At 70.8% G+C, this 26818-nt stretch carries 21 protein-coding genes; 7 read left to right on the top strand and 14 right to left on the bottom strand.

Annotation, left to right across the window (positions count from 1 at the left end; translation table 11 throughout):
- Window positions 1–9: 9 nt before the first annotated feature.
- From AC0680_RS25045 to AC0680_RS25015, 7 genes are all read right to left on the bottom strand, one after another.
- Window positions 10–1266 (bottom strand): sensor histidine kinase, encoded by a 1257-nt coding sequence (locus AC0680_RS25045; RefSeq protein WP_478632591.1) that lies wholly within the window; start codon window positions 1264–1266, stop codon window positions 10–12.
- Between the two features lie 42 nt (window positions 1267–1308).
- Entirely contained in the window at window positions 1309–2046 is a 738-nt protein-coding gene (locus tag AC0680_RS25040; RefSeq protein ID WP_478632589.1) for an ABC transporter permease, read from the bottom strand.
- Complete coding sequence (locus tag AC0680_RS25035) at window positions 2043–3041, bottom strand: ABC transporter ATP-binding protein (RefSeq protein WP_478632586.1); 999 nt, start codon at window positions 3039–3041, stop codon at window positions 2043–2045. Before AC0680_RS25035 ends, AC0680_RS25040 begins: the two co-directional genes overlap by 4 nt.
- 235 nt (window positions 3042–3276) lie before the next feature.
- Window positions 3277–5487, bottom strand: coding sequence for a hypothetical protein (locus tag AC0680_RS25030; RefSeq protein ID WP_478632584.1), 2211 nt, complete (start codon window positions 5485–5487; stop codon window positions 3277–3279).
- 215 nt (window positions 5488–5702) lie between these two features.
- Window positions 5703–6251 carry a DUF6113 family protein gene (locus tag AC0680_RS25025; protein ID WP_478632582.1) on the bottom strand — a complete coding sequence of 183 codons (549 nt, stop codon included), beginning with the start codon at window positions 6249–6251 and terminating at the stop codon, window positions 5703–5705.
- Entirely contained in the window at window positions 6248–7231 is a 984-nt protein-coding gene (gene mshB, locus AC0680_RS25020) for an N-acetyl-1-D-myo-inositol-2-amino-2-deoxy-alpha-D-glucopyranoside deacetylase (RefSeq protein ID WP_478632579.1), read from the bottom strand. The genes AC0680_RS25025 and mshB overlap by 4 nt, the downstream gene beginning before the upstream one ends.
- Before the next feature lie 110 nt (window positions 7232–7341).
- Window positions 7342–7536, bottom strand: coding sequence for a hypothetical protein (locus tag AC0680_RS25015; RefSeq protein WP_384432225.1), 195 nt, complete (start codon window positions 7534–7536; stop codon window positions 7342–7344).
- Window positions 7537–7803: 267 nt separating this feature from the next.
- Between AC0680_RS25015 and AC0680_RS25010 the strand changes: the two genes are divergently transcribed.
- On the top strand, window positions 7804–9987 hold the full coding sequence (locus tag AC0680_RS25010; RefSeq protein WP_478632577.1) for a S9 family peptidase: 2184 nt from the start codon (window positions 7804–7806) through the stop codon (window positions 9985–9987).
- Window positions 9988–10096: 109 nt separating this feature from the next.
- Here AC0680_RS25010 and AC0680_RS25005 read toward each other — a convergent pair whose 3' ends face one another.
- Window positions 10097–11221 (bottom strand): hypothetical protein, encoded by a 1125-nt coding sequence (locus AC0680_RS25005; protein WP_478632574.1) that lies wholly within the window; start codon window positions 11219–11221, stop codon window positions 10097–10099.
- 487 nt (window positions 11222–11708) lie between these two features.
- Here AC0680_RS25005 and AC0680_RS25000 point away from each other — a divergent pair, with 487 nt between their 5' ends.
- From AC0680_RS25000 to AC0680_RS24975, 6 genes are all read left to right on the top strand, one after another.
- On the top strand, window positions 11709–12743 hold the full coding sequence (locus tag AC0680_RS25000; protein ID WP_478632572.1) for an ABC transporter permease: 1035 nt from the start codon (window positions 11709–11711) through the stop codon (window positions 12741–12743).
- A gap of 106 nt (window positions 12744–12849) precedes the next feature.
- Window positions 12850–14649, top strand: coding sequence for an ABC transporter substrate-binding protein (locus tag AC0680_RS24995; RefSeq protein WP_478632569.1), 1800 nt, complete (start codon window positions 12850–12852; stop codon window positions 14647–14649).
- Between the two features lie 135 nt (window positions 14650–14784).
- Window positions 14785–15756: an ABC transporter permease gene (locus AC0680_RS24990; RefSeq protein ID WP_478632566.1), complete on the top strand. Its 972-nt coding sequence runs from the start codon at window positions 14785–14787 to the stop codon at window positions 15754–15756.
- Between the two features lie 11 nt (window positions 15757–15767).
- Entirely contained in the window at window positions 15768–16829 is a 1062-nt protein-coding gene (locus AC0680_RS24985) for an ABC transporter ATP-binding protein (protein WP_478632564.1), read from the top strand.
- Window positions 16830–16841: 12 nt separating this feature from the next.
- Window positions 16842–17969, top strand: a complete 1128-nt coding sequence (locus AC0680_RS24980; RefSeq protein WP_478632561.1) for an ABC transporter ATP-binding protein — start codon at window positions 16842–16844, stop codon at window positions 17967–17969.
- Between the two features lie 81 nt (window positions 17970–18050).
- Window positions 18051–18461, top strand: a complete 411-nt coding sequence (locus tag AC0680_RS24975) for a MerR family transcriptional regulator (protein ID WP_478632559.1) — start codon at window positions 18051–18053, stop codon at window positions 18459–18461.
- Here AC0680_RS24975 and AC0680_RS24970 read toward each other — a convergent pair.
- The 6 genes from AC0680_RS24970 to typA all read right to left on the bottom strand — a co-directional run bounded on the left by AC0680_RS24970 (window position 18458) and on the right by typA (window position 26772).
- Window positions 18458–19618, bottom strand: a complete 1161-nt coding sequence (locus AC0680_RS24970) for an ABC transporter ATP-binding protein (RefSeq protein ID WP_478632556.1) — start codon at window positions 19616–19618, stop codon at window positions 18458–18460. The genes AC0680_RS24975 and AC0680_RS24970 overlap by 4 nt on opposite strands.
- Window positions 19605–20642, bottom strand: coding sequence for an ABC transporter ATP-binding protein (locus tag AC0680_RS24965; RefSeq protein WP_478632553.1), 1038 nt, complete (start codon window positions 20640–20642; stop codon window positions 19605–19607). The genes AC0680_RS24970 and AC0680_RS24965 overlap by 14 nt, the downstream gene beginning before the upstream one ends.
- An 11-nt stretch (window positions 20643–20653) precedes the next feature.
- Window positions 20654–21646 (bottom strand): ABC transporter permease, encoded by a 993-nt coding sequence (locus tag AC0680_RS24960; RefSeq protein WP_478632551.1) that lies wholly within the window; start codon window positions 21644–21646, stop codon window positions 20654–20656.
- On the bottom strand, window positions 21639–22562 hold the full coding sequence (locus AC0680_RS24955; RefSeq protein ID WP_478632549.1) for an ABC transporter permease: 924 nt from the start codon (window positions 22560–22562) through the stop codon (window positions 21639–21641). Before AC0680_RS24955 ends, AC0680_RS24960 begins: the two co-directional genes overlap by 8 nt.
- A gap of 62 nt (window positions 22563–22624) precedes the next feature.
- A complete protein-coding gene (locus AC0680_RS24950) occupies window positions 22625–24241 on the bottom strand; it encodes a peptide ABC transporter substrate-binding protein (RefSeq protein WP_478632546.1) in 1617 nt (538 codons plus the stop codon).
- 626 nt (window positions 24242–24867) lie between these two features.
- Complete coding sequence (typA, locus tag AC0680_RS24945) at window positions 24868–26772, bottom strand: translational GTPase TypA (RefSeq protein ID WP_384432264.1); 1905 nt, start codon at window positions 26770–26772, stop codon at window positions 24868–24870.
- Window positions 26773–26818: the final 46 nt, after the last annotated feature.

Genomic DNA, 26818 nt, shown 5'->3' with positions numbered 1-26818 from the left:
GCGGCCAGCTTAGAGCTCCCGGCCCCCGGTCCCACCCGCGCCCTGTACCCCCTCGTCGGCCGAGGTCGCGGTCCCGGACGAAGTGGGGTTGGCCATCGGGACGTAGGCGCGCAGGGCGAAGCCGCGGCCGCGGGGGGCGGGGCCGGTCTCCAGGCGGCCGTCGGCCAGGGCCAGGCGTTCCCGCAGGCCGCTGAGGCCGTTGCCGTCGTGCTGGGCGCGGGGCGGGCCGGCGCCGTCGTCGAGCACCGCCAGGCAGCAGAAACGCCGCTCGTCGGCCTCCCACTCCTCGGTGAGCAGCAGCTCGCAGTGGCGGGCGCCGCTGTGCCGTACGACGTTGGTGACGGCCTCGCGCAGTGCCCAGGCCAGCGCTCCCTCCTCGTCGGCCGCGAGCCCGCGGTGCCCGCCCTCCAGCGCGGGGTCGACGGTGAGCGTGACGCCGGCGGTGCGCAGCGCGGCCCGCGCGCCCGCCAGCTCGACGGCGAGCCGGGGGCGGCGGTAGCCGGTGACCGCCTCGCGGACGTCGACCAGCGCCTGTCTGCTGACCCGCTCGATGTCGGCGACCTGCTGGGCCGCGTCGGCCGGTTTGTCCGGCAGCATCCGCCCCGCCAGCTCGCTCTTGAGCGTGATCAGGGAGAGCGAGTGGCCGAGGAGGTCGTGCAGATCTCGGGCCAGGCGCAGCCGCTCGTCGTTGGCGGCCAGCCGGGCGACCTCCTCGCGGGCCTCGCGCAGCTGCGCGGTCGTACGGATCAGATGCTGGACGCCGACCATGGCGAAACCGCTCAGGAGGCAGGGCAGCGCGTAGGCGAAGAGGTAGATCCGGGTGTCCTCGTAGCGCATGCCGATCGCCACGAGGGCGGCCGTCAGCGCCGGGATGGCCCAGCGCGACATCCGGAACGGCAGCGTCACGGCACAGGCCACGCAGACGAAGGTGAACAGCACCAGCCAGTTGGGGCCCAGGGTCCACGACAGCAGCGCGGCGAGCACCGCGAGGAAGGCGACCATCGCCCGTACCACGGTCCCGCGCAGCGGGGCGTGGACCATGTGCCGGAAGACCAGGGCGAAGTAGACGGCGATGAAGACCGACAGGCCCGTCCACCCCAGCGCCTCGTCCCGCGCCGACAGCTCGCCTTCGAGCAGCTGGCCGACGGGACCGGACAGGTACAGGAACCAGATGACGATCCACAGGGACTTGGTCATCGCCTGCCGGCGGTTGCGCGGCGGGGACCCGATCATGACGGGGTTGCGTTCGGTCCCCGGCTCAGTCATCGCCCATCCGGCCTGCTCGCCTCACCATCGACCCATCCGTGATCACGCCGCGCGGGCGTCCTTGCGGTACAGCCAGGCCGCACCGCCGGCAAAGAGAACAAGGTAACCGAGGAGGATGGCGATGTCCTTCCCGTGGGGGGCGCCGCCGGCCTCCACCGCCGTGCCGAGCGCGGCGTAGGCGTGGGTGGGCAGCCACTCGGCGATGTTCTGCACCCACTGCGGCAGGATCGTCAGCGGCATCCACAGGCCGCCGAGGAAGGCCAGCGCGAAGTAGACCAGCATCGATATCGGGCGGACCGCGTCGCCGGTGGCGAGGTAGCCGATGGCGACGCCGAGCGCGGCGAAGACGAAGCTGCCGAGCCAGGTGCCGAGCACGATCGCCGCCCACTGCCAGACCTCCAGCCGGACGCCCTTGACCACCGCACCGGCGATCATGACGAGCACGATGGAGGGCAGACTGACCGTCGCCGCCGCGGCTATCTTCGCGGCGACATAGCCGCGGCCGGGCAGGGCCGTCAGCCGCAGCTGCCGCACCCAGCCCTTCTCGCGCTCCTTGGCGATGCGCTCGCTGTTGCCCAGCAGCACGGCGGTCATGGCGCCGAACGCCGCCATGGAGACCATGAAGTACAGCCCCATGTCCAGCTTCATGCCGGGGATCGGCGTGCTGTCCGCGCCGCCGGCGATGATCAGATACAGCGCCGGCGGATAGATCACCGAGAAGAACATGAACTTCTTGTTGCGCAGGGCGCGGATGATCTCCAGCTTGATCAGGGTGGTCATCGGGCCGCCTCCTCGGCGGTGGTGGGGGTCGCGTCGGAAGCCGAGGTGAGGGCGAGGAAGGCCTGCTCCAGGCCGAGGCCGGAGACCTCCAGATGCCGCGGGTAGAGGCCGAGGGCGTACAGGGCGTGGACGGTGGCGTCGGCGTCCTGGGACTGCAGGCGCACCGTCCGCCGGCCGGAGCCCGAGGTCGAGCCGCTGTCGGACACCGCCAGTGAGGTCAGGAACGGCAGGCCGGAGAGGGCGTCGACGTCGACCGGCTCGTCGAGGTCGAAGGTGACCCGGCGGGCACCGGCCCTGGCCTTGATCTCGGCCGCGCTGCCGTCGGCCAGCACCCGGCCGCGGTGCAGCACGATCACCCGGTCGGCGATCTCGTCGGCCTCTTCGAGGTAGTGCGTCGCGAAGAGGACCGTACGGCCCTGCCGGGCCTGCCGGCGCATCGCGCCCCAGAACGTCTGCCGGGCCGAGACGTCCATGCCGGTGGTCGGCTCGTCCAGCACGATCAAGTCGTTGGCGCCGGCGGTGGCGAGGGCGAAGCGCACCCGCTGCTCCTGGCCGCCGGAGAGCTTGTCGACCATGCGGTCGGCGATGTCGGCGATGCCGGCGGTGGCCATGATCTCGTCGAGGGGGTAGCCGCGCGGATGCAGATCGCGGGCCAGCCGGACCAGCTCCTTGACCTTGACGCCCTCCATCAGGCCGCCGCTCTGCAGCATCGCGCCGACCCTGCCCTGCTCTATGGCGCGCTGCGGGCTCGTGCCGAACAGGGTCACGCTGCCGGAGTCGGCGGTGCGCAGTCCGAGGAGCAGGTCGAGGGTCGAGGACTTGCCGGCGCCGTTCGGCCCGAGGAGGGCGACGGTCTCGCCCGGATACAGCTCCAGATTCAGGTCGGCCACCGCGCGCACCGCGCCGTAACTCCGGCTGACCTGACGGAAGCTGACCACGGGCGCCCGGCCCGCCTCCTCGGCGGTGGTGGCTGTGGTGGTCGCTGCGGTCGTCATGCTCTTCAGCTTCCGGGATCCGCCCGCCGCGCGGCAGTGCCGATCGTCCGCACTCCGCCATGACATCTGTCATGGGTGAGGCCCCCTGGGGGTCTTCTCGGGGTGCTGCCGAGAAAACCCTCAGGGGGCCTGTTCACCTGCGGTTTCACACTTCGAGGCGGTCGGCCGGCGGATGACCGCCGGCCGGTGAGCGGCCTCCCGTCAGCCGGTGTGCGGCCGGCCGCCGGCCGGTGCGTCAGCCCGCGTCCGCGCCGATGGTCTGGATCCGCTCGGCCGGTGTGGTGCCCTGCAGCGCCTTGCCGACCGCGCTGGCCACCTCCTCGACGGTGACCGGCTTCTTGGAGCCGTCGCCCTTCGTCAGCAGTACGCCGTTGAAGGTGTCGCCGTAGAGCTCCTTGAGGGCCGGCCGGTCGTAGTACGGCACCAGCTCGCCGTTGCTGCCGATCTTGAAGGACAGGAACTTCGGGATGGACTTCTGCGGGCTGAAGGAGACCGTGTGCACCGCGTCCGTCCGCACCGTCACCAGGCCCAGCATCGCGGGCTCGGCGTACTGCTTCATCGCCTTGTCCACCGCGGCCTTGCTGACCTGCGGCTGCTGGGTGCTGGCGGCGAGCACGACCGGCGTGTCGGTGCCGGTCTCGATGCGGTGGCGATAGGCGTCGGCGATCTTCTGCTGGGACGCCTTGACGTCGACGGCCTTGTGGGGCGCGCCGTAGTGCGGCACCGCCTTGCCGTTCTCGAAGGTGATCCCGCCGTCCTCGGCGGCGCCCCCGGCCCCGGCGGCGTTCGCCAGCGCGACCTGCAGCTTCTCGTCGTCGACGATCATCGCCGGCTTGGCCGTGCGGGTGCCGCCGAACAGCGACCCGATGACGGAGACCGGGTTGTAGTCCCGGCCGGCCGCGTCGCGGACCGTGGCCTGCGTGTCGACGTCCAGGCCCGCCTTGGCCGGCTGGAGGGTGACGGCCTTGCCGTCCACGGTGAGCTTGAGCGGCGCGGTGCGGCTGTTCTTGAGCGCCGCGTCCAGCTTCTTGACGGCCTCTTCCTTGGTGGTGCCGCCGATGTCGACACCGAGCGCGGTGGTGCCGTTGGGCACGTCGGCGTGGTCGAGCAGCAGACCGGCGCCGTAGGCCACACCGGCCAGGACCACGACCGCGACGCCCACGAGGACGAGCTTGTTGCGGCCCTTCTTGGGCGGGTTGATGGGCTCGGGGATCTTGGGCCGCGGCTTGGGTGCGGCGCTGTCGCCCTCACCGGGCGGGGTGGCCGCGAACGGCGAACGGGGCGACGGTCCGTCAGCCCCGGGGGTCGCCGGGATGCCGCTGACCAGAGTGTCGCCGGACACCCGGTCGCGGCCGGCCGGGGCGCCGCCCTGCGGGCCGCCCACGGGGGTGCTCTTCCCCCCGCGCTTGCCCTTCGGGCCACCGGGCACCGCGGTGGACTGCCCGCCGGGCAGCCCGCCCGAGATACCGCTGCCGGCGCCGAGGCCGCTGCCGGGACCGGCGAGCGGCGCGGGCGGCTGCGGGGTCAGCTCCGCGGTGTCGTCGCCGATTCCGGGCCTGCCGCCGGTGCCGGCCGGCGGACCACTGAAGCCGGGCGGGAGGTTGAGCGCGGAGCTGCCGCGGGCCGGCCCGGTCGTCGGGCCGCTGGGGCCCGCCGGGGCGTCGAACGGGCTGTGGTCGCGCGCGAGTCCGGTGGGGGCGTCGAACGCCGGCCCGTCATCGGGGCGTGCGCCGTCGAACGGCGAGCCGCCCCGTGGGCCGCCGTGCGCGGCGCCGTCGAACGGCGAGGAGGCGCCGCGCGGACCGCCGTCGAAGGGCGACGCACCGCCTTGCCCGGGACCGCCGTCGAACGGTGCCGCGCCGCCCTGCGGGGCCGGACCGTCGGAGAAGTACGGCAGGTCGGGGCGCTGCGGAGGCGTGGCGCCCGGGGTTCCGTGCGGCGGGGTGGCCCCGCCCGGGGCGGTCGGCGCCGCATGGGACCCGGTGGTCGAGGACGAACCGGACGGACCGCCCTGCGCCTTGCGCGGCGCGAACCAGTCGCTGGTCTTCTCGGCCGGACCGCCCGCGGTGGCCTCGTCCGCCGGGGCGTCGGGCCTGGGGGTGTTCGCCGTGCGCTCCGCGCTCCGCTCGGCGCCGCGCGCGGGGCGGGTCACTCCGCGGGGCGCGGCGGTACCTCCGGAGGCGGCCGGTCCGTTCTTGCCGGACTCCTCGCCGACCGGCTTGCGCACGACGACCGGCGGGATGGGGCGCGACCCCGGAATGTTGATCTTGATCCGCGTCGTCAGCGTGGTCTCGGTTTTGGGCTCCTCCGGGCGCGCCGCGGCACCGGACGCCAGCGCCTCGTCGGCGTCTCCCCTGGGCGAGCCGTACGGCGGCGTCCCTGACGGGTACGCGGCTGCGCCACGGCCCTGAGGGCCGGAGGACGAACTGTCAGATTCACGACTCAAAGCAGGTTCTCCCGGTTGGCTCCGCCGCTCGTCAGAGATGTTCCCCGGCCCGAGGCCGAGGGGTGCCCCCAGGGCGGCGCGACGGCGCGCACCACCATACTGTCCGCCGCGGGCGGACACCCGGGGAGCGTACGAAGACCGCCGCCACGGGCGATACCCCCGCGCGCGGGCCGTTCACCCGGACCGGCATGGCATCCGTCCCGGTATGTGCCACGTCATCCGCCAACTCGGCCGTGCCGCAGGCCCGTAGCGCGCACCTGGGCGGCGGTGGCGCAGATCACAGCCGCGAGGATGCCGCCCAGCAGGAAGATGTACGACCCGGCCCCGGGGCTGAAGAGGAAGTCACCTTCCGGCCGTACCTCGCCGAGCAGCAGGAACACCGTCACCAGCCAGGCCGCACCGGGCGCCAGCACACCGGCCGGCGTACCGGTCGCCCTGGCTCCCCCGTAGAACAGCCCGCCCACACCGGCCAGCGCCAGCACCAGTCCGCCGGGGAACCAGGCCGCCTGCACCAGCGTTCCGGCGATCGCGACCAGCACGCCCGCGACCAGGAGCAGCACGTACAGGCCGATCCGACCGGGCGTCAGCGGTGCGGTCGCCGCGGAACCGGCGGTCGGCGCCACGGGGCCGCCGGACCGCGCCGGGGGCCGGGCGCCGGGCGCACCGCCCGAACCCGCCCGGGACCGCCGCGCCTTGCCGGCGGACGCGCCGGCGTCCCTCTTGCCGGCGGACGCGCCGCCGTCGCCGCCCTTGGCCGGGCTCATTCCGCCACCTCCTCAATCGGGGCACTCTCCTGCATACCCACCATTTCGCCGATACCCGCGAAGAGATCGTCCTCCCTCGCGCCGGCCGGTGCGCCCGGAGCGCCGTGCACCAGTCGATAGTGCTCCGTGGCGAACAGCGGCTGTCCCAGGTCGTTGGAGAGCGCGAAGAACGGCCCGTCGACCGCGATCTGGGTGTAGTGCGCCCGCATCGCCGCGGTCTTCGCGGCCACCTGCACGCGGTCGCCGGCGATCGACGCGGTGACCTCGGCGTCCGGCACCACGCCGGGCACGTCGTCGACGGCGGCGATCCCCGGGAAGCCGCGACCGGCCGCGCGCAGCCGCTCGAAGCCCTCCTCGACCACGGAACGGGGGTTGCAGTTCCAGTAGATCTTCGCGATCGCGTGCGCGGCGCCCAGTTCGGGCCGGAAGTCCGCCCGCGCGGCGAGCTCGGCGCCCCGCATGGCGACGCGGTGCGCCTGGATGTGATCGGGGTGCCCGTATCCGCCATCCGGGTCATAGGTGACCAGGACCTGCGGACGGACCTCGCGGATGACGGCCACCAGGTCGGCGGCGGCCCCGTCGAGCGGGGCCTGCCAGAAGGAGTCCGGCCGCTCGTTCTGGGGGGCGCCCATCATCCCGGAGTCGCGGTAGCGGCCGGGCCCGCCGAGGAAGCGGTGGTCGCCGACGCCCAGGGCCGTCATCGCGGCGGCCAGCTCGTCCTCGCGGTACGGGCCGAGGGCGTCGTCGCGGTCCGGCGCGAGAGCCGCCAGCTCGGGCGGGATGACCTCGCCCTCCTCGCCGCGCGTGCAGGTCACGAGGGTGACCAGCGCGCCCTCGGCCGCGTACTTGGCCATGGTCACGCCGTTGTTGATCGACTCGTCGTCCGGGTGGGCATGGACGAGCAGGAGACGGCGGGCGGGGGCGTCGCGGCGAGGCGCGGTGTCCCTGCCGGAGGCGGTGAGGGGCGACGGGGCGGTCATGCCGACAGCCTACGAGCCGACCGGCCCGCCCTCACCATGCGATCCCGCTCGCCCGCCCGGCGACCGGGCGGGGTGCGGGCACGGTGGCGGCGAGCCGGCCCGGAGACGGCTCAGAACTTGATGCCGCCGATCATGCTGGCGACATTCGTCGTCAGCGACTTGACCGTCGGCGCGACGGACGAGCTGGCCAGATAGAAGCCCAGCAGCATGCAGACGAAAGCATGCGCGGCCTTCAGTCCGGACTTCTTGACGAGCAAGAAGACGATGATCGCCAGCAGCACCACCGCCGAAATCGAGAGTGCCACGGCGGCTCACCTCCAAGTACACACGGTCCGGTCAGAGTTGATGGTGCACGGACCGTGTCCACGGACCCGTCCACCGGGGTATGCCAAGGGCTCTTTACCCCGTACCCACTACGCGCAAGGGATCATAACTTTCCGCGCTAGCGCATAAGTCGGAGCACGGGAGCAGAGTGGGGGCGCACACGATCTTCACGAGCGCGACTTCGGTGAGCCCCGGCATCCTGCCGACGGTCCGGCCCCGACCGGCCGGACAACCCTTAGGCTCGGCCCATGACCGGACAGCCTTCGTTTCCGCGGCAGTATGCCCGTACGCAGCGCTTCACCCTGGGCGCACCGCGCGGCTACAGCATCTCCCCCGACGCCGCGCGGGTCGCCTTCCTCCGTTCCGCTTCGGGCACCGACCGCAGCCAGCAGTTGTGGGTGCTCGACCTGGAAGAGGGACGGGAGTTCACGGCCGCCGACCCGCGGGCCCTGCTGGCCGGCGCACAGGAGAAGCTTCCCCCGCAGGAGCGGGCCCGCCGCGAGCGCAGCCGGGAGAGCTCGGCCGGCATCGTCGGCTACGCGGCGGACTCCGCGGTGGAGTTGGCGGCGTTCTCGCTGTCCGGCCGGCTGTTCGTCTCCGAGCTGCGCGCCGGGACCACCCGCGAACTCCCGGTCCAGGGGCCGGTGGTGGACCCCCGCCCCTCGCCCGACGGACGGCATGTCGCCTTCGTGGCCGAGGGCCGGCTGCGGGTGGTCGCGGTGGACGGCACCGCGACGTCGGACGACGGGGCCGCGGCCGGCGGCGCGGGGGCGGACCGGGTGCTGGCCGAGCCCGACGGCCCCGAGGTGACCTGGGGCCTCGCGGAGTTCATCGCGGCCGAGGAGATGGGCCGCTACCGGGGCTTTTGGTGGTCGCCGCAGAGCGACGCGGTGCTGGCCGCGCGGGTCGACGAGGCACCGGTGCGGCGCTGGTGGATCTCCGATCCGGCCCATCCGGACCGTGAACCGGCGCAGGTCGCCTACCCGGCTGCGGGCACCGCCAACGCCGAGGTCACCCTCGCGCTCTTCGGCCTGGACGGCTCGCGCACGGACGTCACCTGGGACACCGGGCGCTACCCCTATCTGGCGCGCGTGCACTGGTCCGCGGCCGGCCCGCCGGTGCTGCTGGTCCAGGCCCGCGACCAGCGCGACCAGCGCTATCTGACCGTCGACACCGCGACCGGCGCGACCCGCACGGTGCACGAGGACGAGGACGAGGCCTGGGTCGAGCCGTTCCCCGGCGTGCCGGCCTGGACGCCGGACGGCCGGTTGGTGCGGATCGCGGACGAGGGCGGCGCACGCAAGCTGTTCGTCGGTGACCGTCCGCTGACCGGGGCGCCGCTGCATGTGCGGGCCGTACTGGACATCGGCGAGGAGGACGTGCTGTTCTCCGCGAGCAGCACCGACATGCACGACATCGGCGTCTACCGCGCCTGGTTCCGCGGCAGCGGCGACCAGGGCGGCTGGGAGCGGGTGGGCGAGCGCCCCTATCCGACGGTGTCCTCCGCGGTGCGCGGCGGCGCGCTGACCGTGCTGTCCCAGACCTCGCTGGAACGCCCGGGCACCCAGGTGGACGTCATCCGGCTGGACCCCGACGGCGGGGAGAAGACCCTCGCCACGATCGGTTCGTACGCCGAGGAACCGTCGCTGACCGCCCGGCCCCGCCTCGTCCTGGCCGGGGAGCGGGAGATTCCGTGCGCGGTGCTGCTGCCGGGCGGGTACGCGGAGGGCGACGGTCCGCTGCCGGTCCTGCTGGACCCGTACGGCGGCCCGCACGGTCAGCGGGTGGTCGCCTCGCACAACGCCCATCTGACCTCCCAGTGGTTCGCCGACCAGGGGTTCGCGGTGATCGTCGCGGACGGCCGCGGCACCCCGGGCCGCTCCCCCGCCTGGGAGAAGTCGGTCTCCCGGCGCCTCGCGGAGTTCGCGCTGGACGACCAGGTCCACGCCCTGCAGGCGCTGGCCGGATCCCTTCCCCTCGACCTGGACCGGGTGGCCATCCGCGGCTGGTCCTTCGGCGGCTACCTCGCCGGGCTCGCCGCGCTGCGCCGGCCCGACGTCTTCCACGCCGCGGTGGTGGGCGCGCCGGTGACCGATCTCCGCCTGTACGACACCCACTATCAGGAGCGGTACCTCGGCCACCCGGACGAGGAGCCGGCGGTCTACGCGGAGAATTCGCTGATCACGGACGAGGGACTGTCCAAAGCGGTGGAACCGCACCGTCCGATGCTGATCGTGCACGGCCTCGCGGACGACAACGTGGTCGTGGCGCATTCGCTGCGGCTGTCCTCGGCGCTGCTGGCGGCGGGCCGCCCGCACGAGGTGCTGCCGCTGTCCGGGGTGACCCATATGACACCCCAGGAACAGGTGGCCGAAAACCTGCTGCTGCTCCAGGTCGACTTCCTCAAGCGGTCATTGGGGATGCGCGTCTGATAGCGGGGATATAGGTGAGGGCGATACCCCTGATCGAATACCGCGGATTTCCTTGTCACGGTCATCGGGGTCGCCCTGGGGCCGCATACGGGGAATGCCCGTCCGACGCTCACCAGCCGGGCGGGAGGGTGGACGGCGGGGGCGGGGCGTGCGGAGGCCGCGCCGCATCGGGCGCGGAGCCGTACGCCCGTACGCCGTCCACGTCCGCGGCGGCGTCCGGGACGCCGGGGCGGGCCGCCGCGATCAGCGCGGTCAGCCCGGCGGCCGTCACGAACGCCGCGGTGGCCAGCTCCAGCCGGGCCCCGGCGGGCAGCTCGGCGAGGCGGCCGAACTGCCCGGTGCGTCCGGCGAAGGCGAGCGCCGTGGCGCCGTGCACCGACAGCAGCGCGGCGGCGGTGAGCGCCGCCGGCCGGGCCCAGGACGCCTGGCGCAGCGCGGCGGCCGCGGCCCCCAGGGCCAGCAGCGCGAGAGCCATCGCATGCCAGTGGACTGGGGGCTGCAGCAGGGCGCCGGAGACCGACGCGTCGCCGAGCAGCCCCTTGCGGTAGACGTCCCCGCCGATCCGCGCCCACCAGTGGACCTCCCATCCGGCGACGGCGGCCCCGGCGGTCCCCAGCAGGACGGCGGCGGTGGTGGCCGCCCCCTTGTGCGGCCGCCCGGGCGGCCCGGCGTCGGCCCCGTGGGGCGCCGCATGGACGACCCCGTAGGCCGATGAGGCCACCGCCGCCAGCCCGCGCGCCGGTCGCCTCGTATGGCGGCCGGTCCGCCCGCCCCGCCGGCGGTCCGCCGCGACCACCGCGAGCAGTGCGACGGCCAGCGCGAGCTGGACGAGGGCGCTCGCCCGCGCCTGTGCCGTCAGCTCGCCGTCCGCACCCGGCAGCCGGCCCGCGCCCAGTGTCCAGGTCAGGGGGGTGCGCAGCAGGGCGGTGGCGAGGGCGAGGGAGAGCAGCGCGCCGGAGGCCACGGACGAGGGGACCGTGCTGCGCCGCACCGCGAGGGCCGTGGCGAGCGCGCCGAGCACCAGCAGCGGATCGAGCGGCGAGGTGGCCCAGACGGTGGACTCCCGGGGCCGGCGGGCGTCCCCGAGCCAGGTCCACCACACGTCCGCGCCGTGCCGGGCGACGGCGAGGTCCCGGACGATCCAGCCCGCGCCGAGCAGTGCGAGCAACAGGCAGACCAGCGCGCCGGCGCGGCGCGCGCCGCGAGTGAGATCGCGATCCCGCACTGTGGACACGGCCCGCCCCCCGTCCGTGTCGAAGTACCAGGGTCGTCCACGGCGCCCCGGTATACGAGGCGTCCACCGCAGGTCTACTCGACTCCCGGCGCCGGGACAACAGCCCCGAACGGAGCAGTGGGCGAAGGGGGACAAAACAGCGACCGGCCGGGGCGCCGAGTGGCGTCCCCGACCGGTCTACGGCACCCGCACGGCCGTACGTTGTTCATCATGGCGCGTCCGTATATCGGTGTTGCGACAGTGAAGTTGCCTTCATGTTAAAGAGGTTGATGGGCATATGTCCCCCATGCCGCATATCCCGCCCACCTGTCAAGCACGCCCTTGCGTCGATCTGCGCAATCTTCGCTCAAGAAGTAGACGACCTGTTCGTAAGGGCACCCGATCCCCTTGACTCCGCCATAAATCACTTGCGAAAGTCCGCTCATCCAGCGGTGCGACTCGGCGCCGCTTCACGTTCCAAGAGAACTCGGCGCGGGGGCACTTCGCGATGACTAGTCCATCCCAGACCGCGGCTACCAAGTCCGATACCCCGGGACTTGGACCCAAGGGTCTGAAGAAGGAAAAGAAGAGCAAGGGCGGTGAGCTCGTCGGCCGATCCCCCGGCCAATTGATGTGGATGCGCTTCAAGCGCGACCGAACGGGCATGATCTGCGGGATCGTCGTGCTGGCTTTCTTCGTGATCGCGGCCCTGGCCCCGGTGATCGGCTCGCTGTACGGCAAGGACCCGTACACGTTCTACGGCAGCGAAGATCCCAACCTCCTCGACGAGTTCGGCTACCCGGCCGGGGCCAACGGGGGCATTTCGCCCGAGCACTGGTTCGGCATCGAACCGCAGCTGGGCCGGGATGTGTTCATGCAGCTGATCTACGGCATCCGGATGTCGCTGGGCATCTCCGTCGCGGTGACCATCCTGACCGTGCTCACCGGCATCCTCATCGGTGTGACGGCCGGCTACGTCGGCGGCAAGGCCGACTTCTTCATCAGCCGGGTGATCGACTTCCTGCTGGCCTTCCCGAGCCAGCTGACCTTCGTGGCCTTCATGCCGGTCGTGGTGGCGCTCTTCGTGGACCCGGGTGACGAGACCCCCACCTACGTGCGGGTCTGTGCGCTGATCATCGTCCAGTGGTTCCTGGGCTGGATGGGTCTGGCGCGACTGCTGCGAGGACAGGTGCTCTCCCTGCGCGAGCGGGAGTTCGTGGAGGCCGCCAAGATCACCGGCGCCTCGCCCTGGCGGATCATCCGCAAGGAACTGCTCCCGAACGTGGTCACGCCGGTGCTCGTGCAGAGCACCTACATGCTGCCGCTCTTCGTCACCGCGGAGGCGGGCCTGTCCTTCCTGGGCGTCGGCATCGTCGAGCCGACCCCCGACTGGGGACGGCTGTTCCAGTCGGGTGCCCGCTTCTACGAGAACGACCCCACCTTCTTGCTCTTCCCCGCCGCGGCCATGCTGATCTTCGTGCTCTGCTTCAACCTGCTCGGAGACTCGGTCCGCGACGCCTTCGACCCCAAGTCCGGTCGCTGACCGTCCACTTGCGGGGGGCTCGCTGTCACCCCCACCTCCCGGGCCTGCCCCGGTTGCTTCGGACAGCACAACTGGACCCCAACTGACAGGCAGGTGCTTGGAACTCATGAACGCACTTTCTACGCGCAGAGCACGCGCGGTGATCGTGGCCCTGGCGGCCGGTTCACTCGCGCTGACCGGTTGCAGCGGCGGCAGCGGCTCCAACAAGGACAAGGCGCAGACGGACGCGGACGCCGCGGCGCAGGCCAAGGCGATCCCGATGGGCACCGCGGCCGACTCCACCGGCCCGGCCGTTGCCGTCAAGGGCGCGCGTAAGGGCGGCACCATCCGCGTGTACCAGCGTGACAGCTTCAACCACCTGGACCCGGGCCAGATGTACGTCAGCGACATGAAGGCCCTGTCGCAGCTGATCTTCCGCGGGCTGACCGCGTTCAAGCAGGACGACAAGGGCAACGCCAAGGTGGTCGGTGACCTCGCCACCGACGCCGGCCAGATGTCCGACGGCGGCAAGACCTGGAAGTACACGCTCAAGGACGGCATCAAGTTCGAGGACGGCAAGCCGATCACCTCGAAGGACATCCGCCACTCCATAGAGCGCCTGTACGCCACGTTCATCACCGACGGCCCGACCTACATCCAGACCTGGCTGTCGGGCGCCGGCACGACCTACCGCAAGGCGCTGCCGGACGGTCCGTACAAGGGCGACCACCTGCCCAAGAGCGTCCTGGACACCCCGGACGAGAAGACCGTCATCTTCCACTTCAAGAAGCCGCAGTCGCAGCTGCCCTACGCGCTGACGATGCCCGGCTACAGCGTGGTCCCGGACAGCGCCAAGGACACCAAGGACGCCTACGACGTCAAGCCGGTGACCTCGGGCCCGTACAAGATCGCGTCGTTCAAGTCCGGCAAGTCCATGCAGCTGGTGCGCAACAAGAACTGGGACCCGAAGACGGACCCGATGCGCACCGCGTACCCGGACGGCTACAACTTCACCTTCAACCACCAGGCGTCGGACTCCACCAAGCGTCTGATGGCCGACCAGGGTGAGGCGAAGAACGCGGTGAGCCTCACCAACTCGGTGGAGCCCACGCTGACCAAGAATGTGCTGGACAACCCGAGCGCGAGCAAGCGCCTGGTGCAGGGCTACCAGCCCTACGTCTGGCAGATGAACTTCAACATGGACCGCCTCAAGGACAAGAAGATCCGCGACGCGATCACCTACGCGCTGCCGAGCCAGCAGATCGTCCGGCTCAACGGCGGCAGCTACGGCGGTGAGATCGCCGGCGGCCTGCTCGCCCCGACCGTCGCCGGCTACAAGAAGGGCTACGACCCCTACGGCAAGCTGACGCACCCCAACGGCGAGCCGGAGAAGGCCAAGAAGCTCCTGAAGGAGGCGGGCAAGACGGGCATGAAGCTCGTGTACGCCTACTCCAACACCGAGTCGCGCCAGAAGGAAGCCGTCGCCATCGAGGACGCGCTGACCAAGGCCGGCTTCAACGTGCAGAAGAAGGAGGTCGACGCGGCCTCCTGGTACGAGCAGATGGGCAAGGTCGACAACGGCTTCGACATCTACATGACCGGCTGGGGCCAGGACTGGCCGGACGCCTCGACCGTGATCCCGCCGTCGTACGACGGCACCACGATCCAGGACGGCGCCTCGAACTACTCCCACGTCAACGACAAGCACGTGAACTCCGAGATCGCCCGCATCTCCGCGATCACCGACGTCGCCAAGGCGACCGCGGAGTGGGAGAAGCTGCACCAGTACATCGTGGAGAAGGTCAACCCGGCCGCGCCGGTCTTCTACACCAAGGTGCTCCAGCTGTATGGCTCGAACGTCGGCGGCGCCCGGTACAACCTGGACGTCAGCTACCTCGACCCGAACACGCTGTACCTGAAGAAGTAGCGGTAGTCGCTCAGGCGACCACCTGACGAAGGCACTCCGGACGGCGCGCACACGGCGGAACGCGCGCCCTCCGGGGCCTTTGTCCGCCACCCCTCACGCCCACTGCCGCCGCCGTCCTGAGAGCAGCGAACTGCCATGCTTCAATTCCTACTTCGCCGGACGTTCGGCGCTGTTGTCATCCTTCTTCTGCTCAGTGCCTTCACGTTCTGCGTGTTCTTCGGTGCCGGTGACCCGGCCGCGATGTCCTGCGGAAAGAACTGCACCGCGGACAACATCGCGCTGATCCACCAGAACCTCGGCCTCGACAAGCCGCTGCCGACGCAGTACTGGGACTGGCTCGTCGGCATCTTCGCCGGCCGCGACTACTCCATCGGTCACTGCGACGCCCCGTGCTTCGGCTACTCCTTCGCCACCAAGCAGGACGTCTGGGCGACGCTGATCGACCGGCTGCCCACCACCGCCTCGCTGGCCGTCGGCGGCGCCGCGGTCTTCCTGACCGTGGGCCTGGGCACCGGCCTGCTCGCCGCCTACAAGCGCGGCACGTTCCTGGACAAGGTCCTCACCTCGGTCTCGATGGTGCTGAGCTCGGCGCAGATCTACATCCTCGGCCCGATCGCCCTGGGATTGTTCGTCTACAGCGGCCTCATGGACTCCCCCAAGTACGTGGAGCTCACCTCGGACCCCGCGGGCTGGTTCATGGGTCTGCTGCTGCCCTGGCTCGTGATGGCGACGATCTTCACCGCGCAGTACACCCGTATGTCCCGCTCGACGATGATCGAGCAGCTGCAGGAGGAGCACGTCCGGACGGCCAAGGCCAAGGGTCTGTCCCGCTCGTACGTCTTCATGCGCTACGCCTGGCGCGGCTCACTGATCCCCATCGTCACCATCCTCGGCATGGACCTCAGCTCGCTGTTCGGCGGCGCGATGATCACCGAGTTCACCTTCCAACTGGCGGGCGTCGGACGGCTCGCGATCGACTCCGTCCTCACCCTGGATCTGCCCATGGTCATGGGAGTGCTGGTCTTCAGCGCCGCCCTGATCCTGGTGTTCAACATCATCGTGGATGCGACGTACGCCTTCATCGACCCGCGCGTGCGCCTGTCCTAGGAGAGACCGAAGTGACCACACTCACCAAGACCGAGGACGCCACCACGCCGTCCGGGTCCGACCCCTTCCTGTCCGTTCGTGACCTTCAGGTGCGGTTCTCCACCGAGGACGGCATCGTCAAGGCGGTCGACGGTCTCTCCTTCGATCTGGAACGCGGCCAGACGCTCGGCATCGTCGGCGAGTCGGGCTCCGGCAAGTCGGTGACCAACCTCTCGATCCTGGGGCTGCACAACCCCAAGACCACCGAGATCTCCGGCGACATCACGCTGGAAGGCCAGGAGTTGACCAGGGCCAAGGAGAAGACCCTGGAGAAGCTCCGCGGCAACAAGATGGCCATGATCTTCCAGGACGCGCTGACCGCCCTGTCGCCGTACTACACCGTCGGCCGGCAGATCGCCGAGCCGTTCATCAAGCACACCGGCGCCAGCAAGCGCGAGGGCCGGCAGCGCGCCATCGAGATGCTGGCCAAGGTCGGCATCCCGCAGCCGACGCTGCGGGTGGACGACTATCCGCACCAGTTCTCCGGCGGTATGCGCCAGCGCGCCATGATCGCCATGGCGCTGGTCTGCAACCCCCAGCTGCTGATCGCCGACGAGCCGACCACCGCCCTCGACGTCACCGTCCAGGCGCAGATCCTCGACCTGCTCAAGGACCTCCAGCAGGAGTTCGGCTCCGCGATCATCCTGATCACCCACGACCTCGGCGTGGTCGCCAACACCGCGGACGACCTGCTGGTGATGTACGCGGGCCGGGCGGTGGAGCGGGGCTCGGTCAAGGAGATCCTCACCCAGCCGCGGCACCCGTACACCTGGGGCCTGCTGAGCTCCATGCCGCGGCTGTCCTCGGACGTCAGCGAGGCGCTGCACCCGATCCCGGGCAGCCCGCCGAGCCTGCTCAACCCGCCCTCGGGCTGCGCCTTCAACCCCCGCTGCGGCTTCGCCGGCGAGGTCGGCGGCACCCGGTGCACCGACGAGCGGCCGCTGCTGGAGCTGGGGCGGGCCGCCGCCTGCCACCTGAGCGCCGAGCAGAAGCAGACCCTCTTCACCGAGCAGATCAAGCCCCGGCTGGGCTAGGGAGCGACCACCATGACAGACAACGTCACCCTCCCGGCGCCCCGCGACGCCAAGCCCGCCCCGGGCGAGCCGCTGCTCACCGCCGAGGGCCTCACCAAGCACTTCCCGATCTACGGCGGCTTTCCGTTCAAGCGGAAGGTCGGCGCTGTCCAGGCGGTCGACGGCGTCGACCTGACCGTGCACGCCGGCGAGAGCTTCGGCCTGGTCGGCGAGTCGGGCTGCGGCAAATCCACCACCGGACGGCTGCTCACCCGGCTCATGGAGCCGACCTCCGGCAAGATCACGTACGCGGGTCAGGACATCACCCACGCCAAGCGCAAGCAACTGGCGCCGATCCGCTCCGAGATCCAGATGATCTTCCAGGACCCGTACGCCTCGCTCAACCCGCGGCAGACGGTCGGCACCATCATCGGCGGCCCGATGGAGATCAACGGGATCAACCCGCCCGGTGGGCGGGAGAAGCGGATCCGCGAACTCCTGGAGACCGTGGGCCTGAACCCGGAGCACTACAACCGCTTCCCGCACGAGTTCTCCGGCGGCCAGCGGCAGCGCATCGGCGTGGCCCGGGCGCTGGCCCTGGAGCCGAAGCTGATCGTCGCCGACGAGCCGGTCTCGGCCCTGGACGTCTCCATCCAGGCCCAGGTCGTCAACCTGCTCCAGGAGCTCCAGCGCGAGCTGGGCATCGCGTTCCTGTTCATCGCCCACGACCTGGCGATCGTGCGGCACTTCAGCGAGCGGGTCGCGGTGATGTACCTCGGCAAGGTCGTCGAGGTGGGCTCCCGCGACGAGATCTACAACCGGCCGCGCCACCCGTACACCCACGCGCTGCTCTCCGCGGTGCCGGAGGCCAAGCTGGTGGAGAGCGAGGAGGAGGAGCGCGAGCGCATCCGGCTCGCCGGCGACGTGCCCTCCCCCGTCAACCCGCCGTCCGGCTGCCGCTTCCGCACCCGCTGCTGGAAGGCGCAGGACAAGTGCGCCACGGAGCCGCCGCCCCTGCTCCAGCTCTCCGGCAGCGAGGCGGGCCACCTGACGGCCTGCCACTTCCCGGAGGAGCCGACGACCGCGGCCCGCGACGAGGACATCATCCTCGACCCGGCGCTGGCGGCGATCGAGGACGCGGGGACCGACTCCGACAAGTAGCACCCAGGCGCTGCCGACTGCCGCCGTGGCGGGGAATGTTCCCGGCCACGGCGGCGCTGTCGTTGTCGGGAGGTGGTGTGGATGCGGATCGGGGAGCTGTCGGCGCGTACGGGTACGCCCCGGCGGCTGTTGCGTTACTACGAGGAGCAGGGGCTGATCGTCGCCGAGCGCTGCGCCAACGGCTACCGCGCCTACGACGAGCCTTGCGTGGATCGGGTGTTGCAGATCCGGGGGCTCCTCGACGCCGGGCTGCCGACCCGGCTCATCAAGCAGATCCTGCCCTGCCTGGACAAGCCCCGGGCCATCCACTTCCCCGACGCGACACCGGAGATGCTCGCCACGCTGGAGCGCGAGCGCGACCGGATGACCGAGCGCATCGAGACGCTGGTGCGCAACCGGGACGCCATCGGGGAGTACCTGGAGGTGGTGCGCGGCACGGCCGGGGCCCGGCCCGGCGGAGCGGCCGGGGCGCCCCCTGGCGAGGCGGCCTAGCGGTGGGCGACCGGGCCCGGCTCCGGTCCGTCGGGCAGGCGGTCATCGCCGTCCTCGCCGTCCTCCCCGTCGGGCAGGCGGTCCTCGACCGGTACCACCTGGCGCTCCTGTGCGAAGTGACAGGCCGAGGGGTGCCGGGCCGGTCCGGTCGACTCCCGGAAGGGCGGGGGGACTTCGAGCGGGGGGACGACCTCGGCGCACAGGTCCTGGGCCTTCCAGCAGCGGGTGCGGAAGGGGCAGCCGGACGGCGGGTCGGCGGGTGAGGGCACGTCGCCGGTGAGCAGGATGCGCTCGCGGGCGGCGCGGGAGTCGGGGTCCGGTACGGGCACGGCGGAGAGCAGGGCCTGGGTGTAGGGGTGGGTGGGGTGGTCGTAGATCTGCTCCTCGGTGCCGATCTCGGCGAGCCGCCCCAGGTACATCACCGCGATCCGGTCGGAGATGTGCCGGACGACGGACAGGTCGTGGGCGATGAAGACATAGGAGAGGTCGAACTCGTCCTGCAACTGCTCCAGGAGGTTGACCACCTGGGCCTGGACGGAGACGTCCAGCGCGGAGACCGGCTCGTCGGCGACGATGATCTCCGGGCGCAGGGCGAGGCCGCGGGCGATGCCGATGCGCTGGCGCTGGCCGCCGGAGAACTGGTGCGGATAGCGGTTGATGTACTCGGGGTTGAGCCCCACCACGTCCAGGAGTTCTTGGACCTTGCGGCGGCGGTCTCCCTTGGGGGCCACCTCCGGGTGGATCTCGTAGGGCTCGCCGACGATGTCGCCGACCGTCATCCGGGGGTTCAGGGACGTGTAGGGGTCCTGGAAGACCATCTGGATGTTGCGTCGCACCGCCTTCATGGCCCGGCCCGACAGGCGGGTGATGTCCTCGCCCCGGTAGCGGATCCGACCCGCCGTCGGGCGCTCCAGGCCCACCAGCAGCTTGGCGACCGTGGACTTGCCGCAGCCCGATTCCCCGACGATCCCCAGGGTCTCGCCCTTGCGGAGGTCGAAGGAGACCCCGTCGACGGCCTTGACGGCGCCGACCTGCTTTTTGAAGAGCACGCCCCGGGTGAGGGGGAAGTGCTTGACCAGGTCGCGGATCTCCAGGAGGGGCTCGCCGGGCGCCGGGCCGGCGCCGGCCGCGGCGGGGTTTGCGTCATCGCGCGCCACCGAGGGTCTCCTTCCAGAAGTGGCAGGCACTGGCTCGGCCGGGTCCGGCCTCGTACAGCGGCGGCAGGTCCGTGCGGCAGATGTCCTGCGCCAGCGGGCAGCGCGGGTTGAAGGGGCAGCCCGGCGGGATGGCCGTCAGATTGGGCGGCAGGCCCTTGATGGCGTACAGCCGCTGCCCCTTGTGGTCCAGCCGGGGGATGGAGTCCAGCAGCCCTCGGGTGTACGGGTGGGCGGGCGCGCGGTAGAGCTGGTGGACCGGTGCGGTCTCCACGATCCGCCCGGCGTACATCACCGCGATGGTGTCGGCGACGTCGGCGACCACGCCCAGGTCATGGGTGATCAGGATCAGCCCCATGGTGAACTCGCGCTGCAGCTCCGCGAGCAGGTCCATGACCTGCGCCTGGACGGTGACGTCCAGCGCGGTGGTCGGCTCGTCGGCGATGATCAGGTCGGGGCCCAGGGCCAGCGCCATCGCGATCATGATGCGCTGGCGCATCCCGCCGGAGAACTGGTGCGGGTAGTCCCCCACCCGCGCCCTGGCCGCGGGAATGCCCACCCGCTCCATCAGCTCCACCGCCCGGCCGCGGGCCTCCTTACGGGACATCCCCTCATGGACCTGGAACATCTCCCCCAGCTGCGCCCCGACGCTGAGCACCGGATTCAGCGAGGACAGCGCGTCCTGGAAGATCATCGCCATCTTGGCGCCGCGGACCCTGCGCCGTTCGTCCTTGCGCAGGGACAGCAGATCGCGGCCCTGGAAGATGATCTCGCCGCCGGTCACGAAGCCGGGCGGCGAGTCCAGGATGCCCATCACGGCCTGCGCGGTGACGGACTTGCCGGACCCGGACTCGCCGAGCACCGCCAGCGTCTGGCCCGGCGCGACGCTGAAGCTGACACCGTTGACGGCCTTCGCGATCCCGTCCCGGGTACGGAACTCCACCCGCAGGTCCCGCACGTCGAGCAGGGCGGTGTCGGTGACCGTGCCCGCCCCACCGCCCCCGGCCTCACCGGCACTGTTCGTCATCTGCCGCCTCCTCAGCGCAACTTGGGGTCGAGGGCGTCGCGCACCGCGTCGCCGAGCATGATGAACGCCAGCACCGTGACGCTCAGCGCGCCCGCCGGCCACAGCAGCATGTGCGGCGCGCTGCGGATGTAGGTGGAGGCCGTGGAGATGTCGATGCCCCAGGAGACGGTGGGCGGCTTCAGGCCCGCCCCCAGGTACGACAGCGTCGCCTCCAGCGCGATGTACGTACCGAGCGCGATGGTGGCGACGACGATGACCGGCGCCACCGCGTTCGGCGCGATGTGCCGCAGCAGCATCCGCCCGTTGCCGGCGCCCAGCGCGCGGGCGGCCTGGACGTAGTCGTGCTGTTTGGCGGTGACGACGGAGCCGCGGGCGATACGGGAGACCTGCGGCCAGCCGAGCAGCACGATGAAGCCGACCACCGGCCAGACGGTGGTGCTGGTGACGACGGAGAGGAACACCAGCCCGCCGAGGATCACCGGGATGCCGAAGAAGATGTCGGCGAGCCGGGAGAGCAGGGTGTCCGACCAGCCGCCGAAGAATCCGGCCAGCCCGCCCATCAGGCTGCCCAGCAGCGCGGCACCGGCGGTGGCGCAGACGCCGACGGTGATGGAGGCGCGGGCCCCGTAGACCACGCGGGTGTAGACGTCCCGGCCCTGGGTGTCGAAGCCGAAGGGGTGGCCGGGCTGGGAGCCCTGCTGCGCCTTGGCCAGGTCGGCGCGGTAGGGGTTGCCGGTGGCGATCAGCTGCGGCCAGATCGCGATCACCACCAGGAAGACGATGACCAGCGCGGAGAGCACGAAGACCGGGTTGCGGCGCAGATCGTGCCAGGCGTCGCTCCACAGGCTGCGCGGCTTGCCCAGGGGCACGGGGGCGGGTGGCCCGGCACCGGGCGGCGCCGCGCCCGGCCTCCGTTCCAGCGACTCCGCCTCGCCGATGGCCAGCGCGGCGGAGCCGCCGTCGCCGTGGCCGATGGCTTCCTTGGGGACATAGGACTCAGGCATAGCGGATCCTCGGGTCGAGGACGGCGTAGAGCAGGTCGACGAGGAGGTTCGCGACGAGGAAGACCAGCACCAGGATCGTCACGAAACCCACGACGGTCGGCGAGTTCTGCCGCAGGATTCCCTGGTAGAGCTGGAATCCGACGCCGTGGATGTTGAAGATGCGCTCGGTGACGATCGCACCGCCCATCAGGGCGCCGATATCGGTCCCGATGAACGTGACGACCGGGATCAGCGAATTGCGCAGCAGATGGCGGGTGATGACACGGCGTTGGGGCAGGCCCTTGGCGACGGCCGTACGGACGTAGTCGGCGCGGGCGTTCTCCGCGATCGAGGTGCGGGTCAGCCGGGTCACATACGCCAGCGAGACCAGCGCCAGCACCAGGCCCGGCAGCAGCATCTCGTTCAGCGGTGCCTCCGGCGCGACGGACGGCGCGGCCCATCCCCACCGCACGCCGAACACGAACTGCAGCAGATAGCCGCTCACGAACGTCGGGATGGACACCACGACGAGCGAGAGCAGCAGCACCGAGGTGTCGATGCCCCGGCCCCGCCGCAGACCGCTGAACACCCCCAGCACGACGCCCACCACCATCTCGATCACGACGGCGACCACCGTCAGCCGCAGCGTGACCGGAAAGGCCGAGGCCATCAGCTCGGTGACCGACTGGCCGTTGAAGGCGGTGCCGAAGTCCCCCCGGAAGATCTGCCCCATGTAGTGCAGGTACTGCTGCCACAGCGGATGGTCGAGGTAGAGGTCGCGGCGGATCTGGGCGGCGGTGGCGGGGTCCGGCGCCCGGTCGCCGAACATCGCCGCGACGGGGTCGCCCAGCGCGTACACCATGAAGAAGATCAGGAACGTGCTGCCGACGAACACCGGGACCATCTGCAGCAGCCGCCGGATCACATAGCGTCCCACCGGCCCCAACCTCCCTCATCGCGCGGACAGTACGGGCGGCGCCGGCAGCGCCCGCGGCTCGCTCAGTTGACCTTGATCTCGCTGTAGACCGGCACGCTGAACGGATTCAGCGACACATTGCTGATGCGGTCCGAATAGCCGCCGCTGCCGTTCTGGTACCACAGCGGAATCGCCGGCATCTGGCGGGCGAGTATCCGCTCCGCGTCCTGGAACTTCGCGACGGCCTCCTTGCTGTCCGTCGCCGCGTTCGCCACGTTCACCAACTTGTCGAATCCGGCGTTGCTGAACTTTCCGTCATTCGCCGAGGAGTTGGTGTAGTACAGCGGCTGCAGGAAGTTCTGGATCAGCGGATAGTCCATCTGCCAGCCGTTGCGGAACGGTCCGGGCATTCCCTTCGCCGCGATCTTGTTCCGGAAATCGGCGAACGTGCCGATCGGATTTCCTACACACGCCTCGTCGTCCCCCAGCGACTTGTTGATGCTGTTGCAGATCGCGTCGACCCAGTCCTTGTGCGATCCGGTGTCGGCGTTGTACGTGATCGTCATCCGGCCGCCGGGCAGCCCGCCGCCTTCCTTGACCAGCGCCCTGGCCTTCGCCGGATCGAACGTGCAGACCTCACCGCACAGCCCCGCCTTGTACCCCCCGTCCGCCCCGAGCACCGGCGAGGTCCAGTCCGTCGCGGGCGTCCGCGTCCGCTGGAAGATCTCCCTGGTGATCTGCTCCCGGTCGATCGCCATCGACAGACCGCGGCGCACCTTGTCCTTGCCCGGCTCGCCCCATCCCTTGAGGTACATGGGGAAGGCGAGGGTCTGGATGATCCCGGCCGGCTGGTTGATGTACCGCTTGCCCAGATCGGCGTGGACGCTCTTGAGCTGGGCGGCCGGCACATCGTCGACCAGATCGAGGTTCCCGGCCTGCAGATCGGTGTAGGCGGTGTTGCTGTCCGTGTAGACCCGCAGGTCGATCCCGGCGTTTCGGGCCGGATCGTCACCCGGGTACTTCGCCCATTTCCGCATGCGCAGCACGGACCCCTTGTCGTAGGAGTCCACGACGTACGGGCCGTTGCCGACGGGCCGCTCCAGCCAGGCGTCATGGTCGGTGAAGAACGCCCGCGGCAGCGGCATGAAGGCCGCATAGCCCAGCGTGTCCGGCCAGCTGGAGAACTTCTGACGGAGTTTCACGGTGAAGGTCCGGTCGTCCTTCACCGCCAGCCCCGACAGGGTCCGGGCGGTGGCCACACCGTCCTCCGGGTGCACCCGGTCGAAGCCGTCGATGTACTGGAAGAACGGCGCGTTCTTCTGCTTGTTGTCCAGCAGCGCCCCGTAGTTCCAGGCGTCCACGAACGAAGCGGCGGTGACCTTCTCGCCGTTGCTGAAGGACCAGCCCGGCTTCAGCGTCACCGTGAAGTTCTGCGAATCCTTGGTCTCGATGCGCTCCGCGATGACGTTCTGCGCGGCCCCGGTCCTCGGGTTGTACCGCTTGAGCCCCCGGAACAGCATCTCCAGGACCTTGCCGCCCTGGACCTCGTTGGTGTTCGCCGGCTCCAGGGGATTCTGCGGATCCCCCCACGAGGCGCTGACCACCCCGGCGCGGGCCGCGCTCCCCCCGCCGCAGGCCGTGGCCACGAGAGCGACCACGACGGCGCACGCGCCCCACTTCGCGCGCGTGGCTCCACCCATGGTGCCTCCTCAGCTCCGCGATCGGGCCAAGCCCAGGGATCGGGCCTGGCCCTCATGAGATCGCAGAGTGGGGGGTGTCGCATGCGGGGGGTGCTCCATTTGCCGGTCCGCTGCGCTTGGCCCGCCTCCCACGTTTTCGGCTTTCCCGCCGTGGGGGTTTCGCTTGGTTCGCCTGCGGCGGGCTGGGTGCCGCTGCGCGGGGCGTTTTCGGCAGCGGGTGCGCCCCTCCGGACTCCGTCCTGCGGTCCGCCCCCTCCCGTGGGTGGGGGGAAGGAGACCGGTGGGGCTGGGCGTCAGCGTTCGTGTGCCGGTAGTCGACGGAGCAGGTGTGGCCCCACCGGCCCGTCTTCCCACCCACCACGGGAGGGGACAGACCGTAGGACGGAGTCCGTAGGGCTGTCACCGCACCCGACAAACAACCGCCCGCCGCAGGCGCAACGGGGACAAGGCGCCATGGCGGGAAAGCCGGAAACGCCACGCCCGCCGCCAGGCGCAACGGCGAACAACCACCACGGCGGGAAAGCCAAAAACGTGGGAGGCGGGCAAAGCGCAGCGAAGGGGCGCCCCCCGTACAAGAGGGACGCCCCACGCGCGCCGAGGTCGAGATAAAGGCCCGGCGCCCAGCGTTACCGCTTGGCGCGCGACGCGGTGCGGCCGCGCTCCTTCTGGTCCAGGACGACCTTGCGGATGCGCACGGCCTCCGGGGTCACCTCGACGCACTCGTCGTCGCGGCAGAACTCCAGGGACTGCTCCAGGGAGAGCTTGCGCGGCGGGACGATCGCCTCGAAGGAGTCGGCCGAGGCCGACCGCATGTTGGTGAGCTTCTTCTCCTTGGTGATGTTCACGTCCATGTCGTCGGCGCGCGAGTTCTCGCCGACGATCATGCCCTCGTACACCTCGGTGCCCGGGTCGGTGAACAGCACGCCGCGCTCCTGGAGGTTGGTCATCGCGAAGGCGGTGACCGCGCCGGCGCGGTCGGCGACGAGCGAGCCGTTGTTACGGGTCGCCAGCGTGCCGAACCACGGCTCGTGGCCCTCGTGGATCGAGTGGGCGATGCCCGTGCCGCGGGTGTTGGTCAGGAACTCCGTACGGAAGCCGATGAGGCCGCGGGAGGGGACGACGAACTCCATGCGGACCCAGCCGGAGCCGTGGTTGGACATGTTGTCCATGCGGCCCTTGCGGACGCCCATGAGCTGCGTGACGGCGCCCATGTGCTCCTCGGGGACGTCGATGGTCATGCGCTCGACCGGCTCGTACGTCTTGCCGTCGATCTCCTGCGTGACGACCTGCGGCTTGCCGATGGTCAGCTCGAAGCCCTCACGGCGCATCTGCTCGACCAGGATCGCGAGGGCCAGCTCACCGCGGCCCTGCACCTCCCAGGCATCGGGGCGCTCGGTGTCCAGGACCCGGAGGCTGACGTTACCGATCAGCTCGCGGTCCAGGCGGTCCTTGACCTGGCGGGCGGTGACCTTGCGGTCCTTGACCGCGGCCTTGGCGTCCGCGCCCTTGCCGGTGCCGCCACGGCCGACGAGCGGCGAGGTGTTGGTGCCGATGGTCATCGAGATGGCCGGCTCGTCCACCGTGATCAGCGGCAGCGCGATCGGGTTCTCCGGGTCGGCCAGGGTCTCGCCGATCATGATGTCCGGGATACCGGCCACGGCGCAGATGTCACCGGGGCCCGCGACCTCGGCGGGCTTGCGGGTGAGCGCCTCGGTCATCATCAGCTCGGTGATGCGGACGTTGGCGACCGAGCCGTCGCGCTTGATCCAAGCCACGGTCTGGCCCTTGCGCAGCTCGCCCTGCTCGACGCGGAGCAGCGCGATACGGCCGAGGAAGTTGTCCGCGTCGAGGTTGGTGACGTGGGCCTGCAGCGGCGCCGTCTCGTCGTACTCGGGGGCCGGGACGTGCTCCAGGATCGTGGAGAAGAATGGCTCCAGGTTGGTGGAGTCCGCCGGGACCGTGCCGTCCTCCGGCTTGGTCAGCGAGGCGATGCCGTCACGGCCGCAGGCGTAGACGATCGGGAACTCGATCTGGTCCTCGTCCGCGTCCAGGTCCAGGAAGAGGTCGTAGGTCTCGTTGACGACCTCGTCGATCCGGGAGTCCGGGCGGTCCGTCTTGTTGATGCACAGGATGACGGGCAGACGCTGCTGGAGGGCCTTGCGCAGCACGAAGCGGGTCTGCGGGAGGGGGCCCTCGGAGGCGTCCACGAGCAGGACGACCGCGTCCACCATCGACAGACCGCGCTCGACCTCGCCACCGAAGTCGGCGTGGCCGGGGGTGTCGATGATGTTGATCGTGATGACGTCGCCGCCGTCCTTGGGGTGATACTTCACCGCCGTGTTCTTGGCGAGGATCGTGATGCCCTTCTCACGCTCCAGATCGTTCGAGTCCATCATGCGGTCGTCGAGGGACTCGGCGGCGTGCGCGGCGAAGGAGCCGGCCTGCTTGAGCATGGCGTCGACGATGGTCGTCTTGCCGTGGTCGACGTGGGCGACGATGGCGACGTTACGAATGTCGTGGCGGGTGGGCATACTGGCGGCGCTTCTCCCGGAATCGTGGATGGCGACGCGTCCATCC

The sequence above is a fragment of the Streptomyces sp. NPDC043738 genome (assembly GCF_056436545.1).
This window is presented reverse-complemented; position numbering and strand designations above follow the sequence as displayed.

Bases quoted from the DNA above. Each gene is read 5' to 3' on its own strand.
- AC0680_RS25045 (WP_478632591.1), bottom strand. From the start codon at position 1,266: ATGACTGAGCCGGGGACCGAACGCAACCCCGTCATGATCGGGTCCCCG.
- AC0680_RS25040 (WP_478632589.1), bottom strand. From the start codon at position 2,046: ATGACCACCCTGATCAAGCTGGAGATCATCCGCGCCCTGCGCAACAAG.
- AC0680_RS25035 (WP_478632586.1), bottom strand. From the start codon at position 3,041: ATGACGACCGCAGCGACCACCACAGCCACCACCGCCGAGGAGGCGGGC.
- AC0680_RS25025 (WP_478632582.1), bottom strand. From the start codon at position 6,251: ATGAGCCCGGCCAAGGGCGGCGACGGCGGCGCGTCCGCCGGCAAGAGG.
- mshB (WP_478632579.1), bottom strand. From the start codon at position 7,231: ATGACCGCCCCGTCGCCCCTCACCGCCTCCGGCAGGGACACCGCGCCT.
- AC0680_RS25010 (WP_478632577.1), top strand. From the start codon at position 7,804: ATGACCGGACAGCCTTCGTTTCCGCGGCAGTATGCCCGTACGCAGCGC.
- AC0680_RS25000 (WP_478632572.1), top strand. From the start codon at position 11,709: ATGACTAGTCCATCCCAGACCGCGGCTACCAAGTCCGATACCCCGGGA.
- AC0680_RS24995 (WP_478632569.1), top strand. From the start codon at position 12,850: ATGAACGCACTTTCTACGCGCAGAGCACGCGCGGTGATCGTGGCCCTG.
- AC0680_RS24990 (WP_478632566.1), top strand. From the start codon at position 14,785: ATGCTTCAATTCCTACTTCGCCGGACGTTCGGCGCTGTTGTCATCCTT.
- AC0680_RS24980 (WP_478632561.1), top strand. From the start codon at position 16,842: ATGACAGACAACGTCACCCTCCCGGCGCCCCGCGACGCCAAGCCCGCC.
- AC0680_RS24975 (WP_478632559.1), top strand. From the start codon at position 18,051: ATGCGGATCGGGGAGCTGTCGGCGCGTACGGGTACGCCCCGGCGGCTG.
- AC0680_RS24965 (WP_478632553.1), bottom strand. From the start codon at position 20,642: ATGACGAACAGTGCCGGTGAGGCCGGGGGCGGTGGGGCGGGCACGGTC.
- AC0680_RS24960 (WP_478632551.1), bottom strand. From the start codon at position 21,646: ATGCCTGAGTCCTATGTCCCCAAGGAAGCCATCGGCCACGGCGACGGC.
- AC0680_RS24950 (WP_478632546.1), bottom strand. From the start codon at position 24,241: ATGGGTGGAGCCACGCGCGCGAAGTGGGGCGCGTGCGCCGTCGTGGTC.
- typA (WP_384432264.1), bottom strand. From the start codon at position 26,772: ATGCCCACCCGCCACGACATTCGTAACGTCGCCATCGTCGCCCACGTC.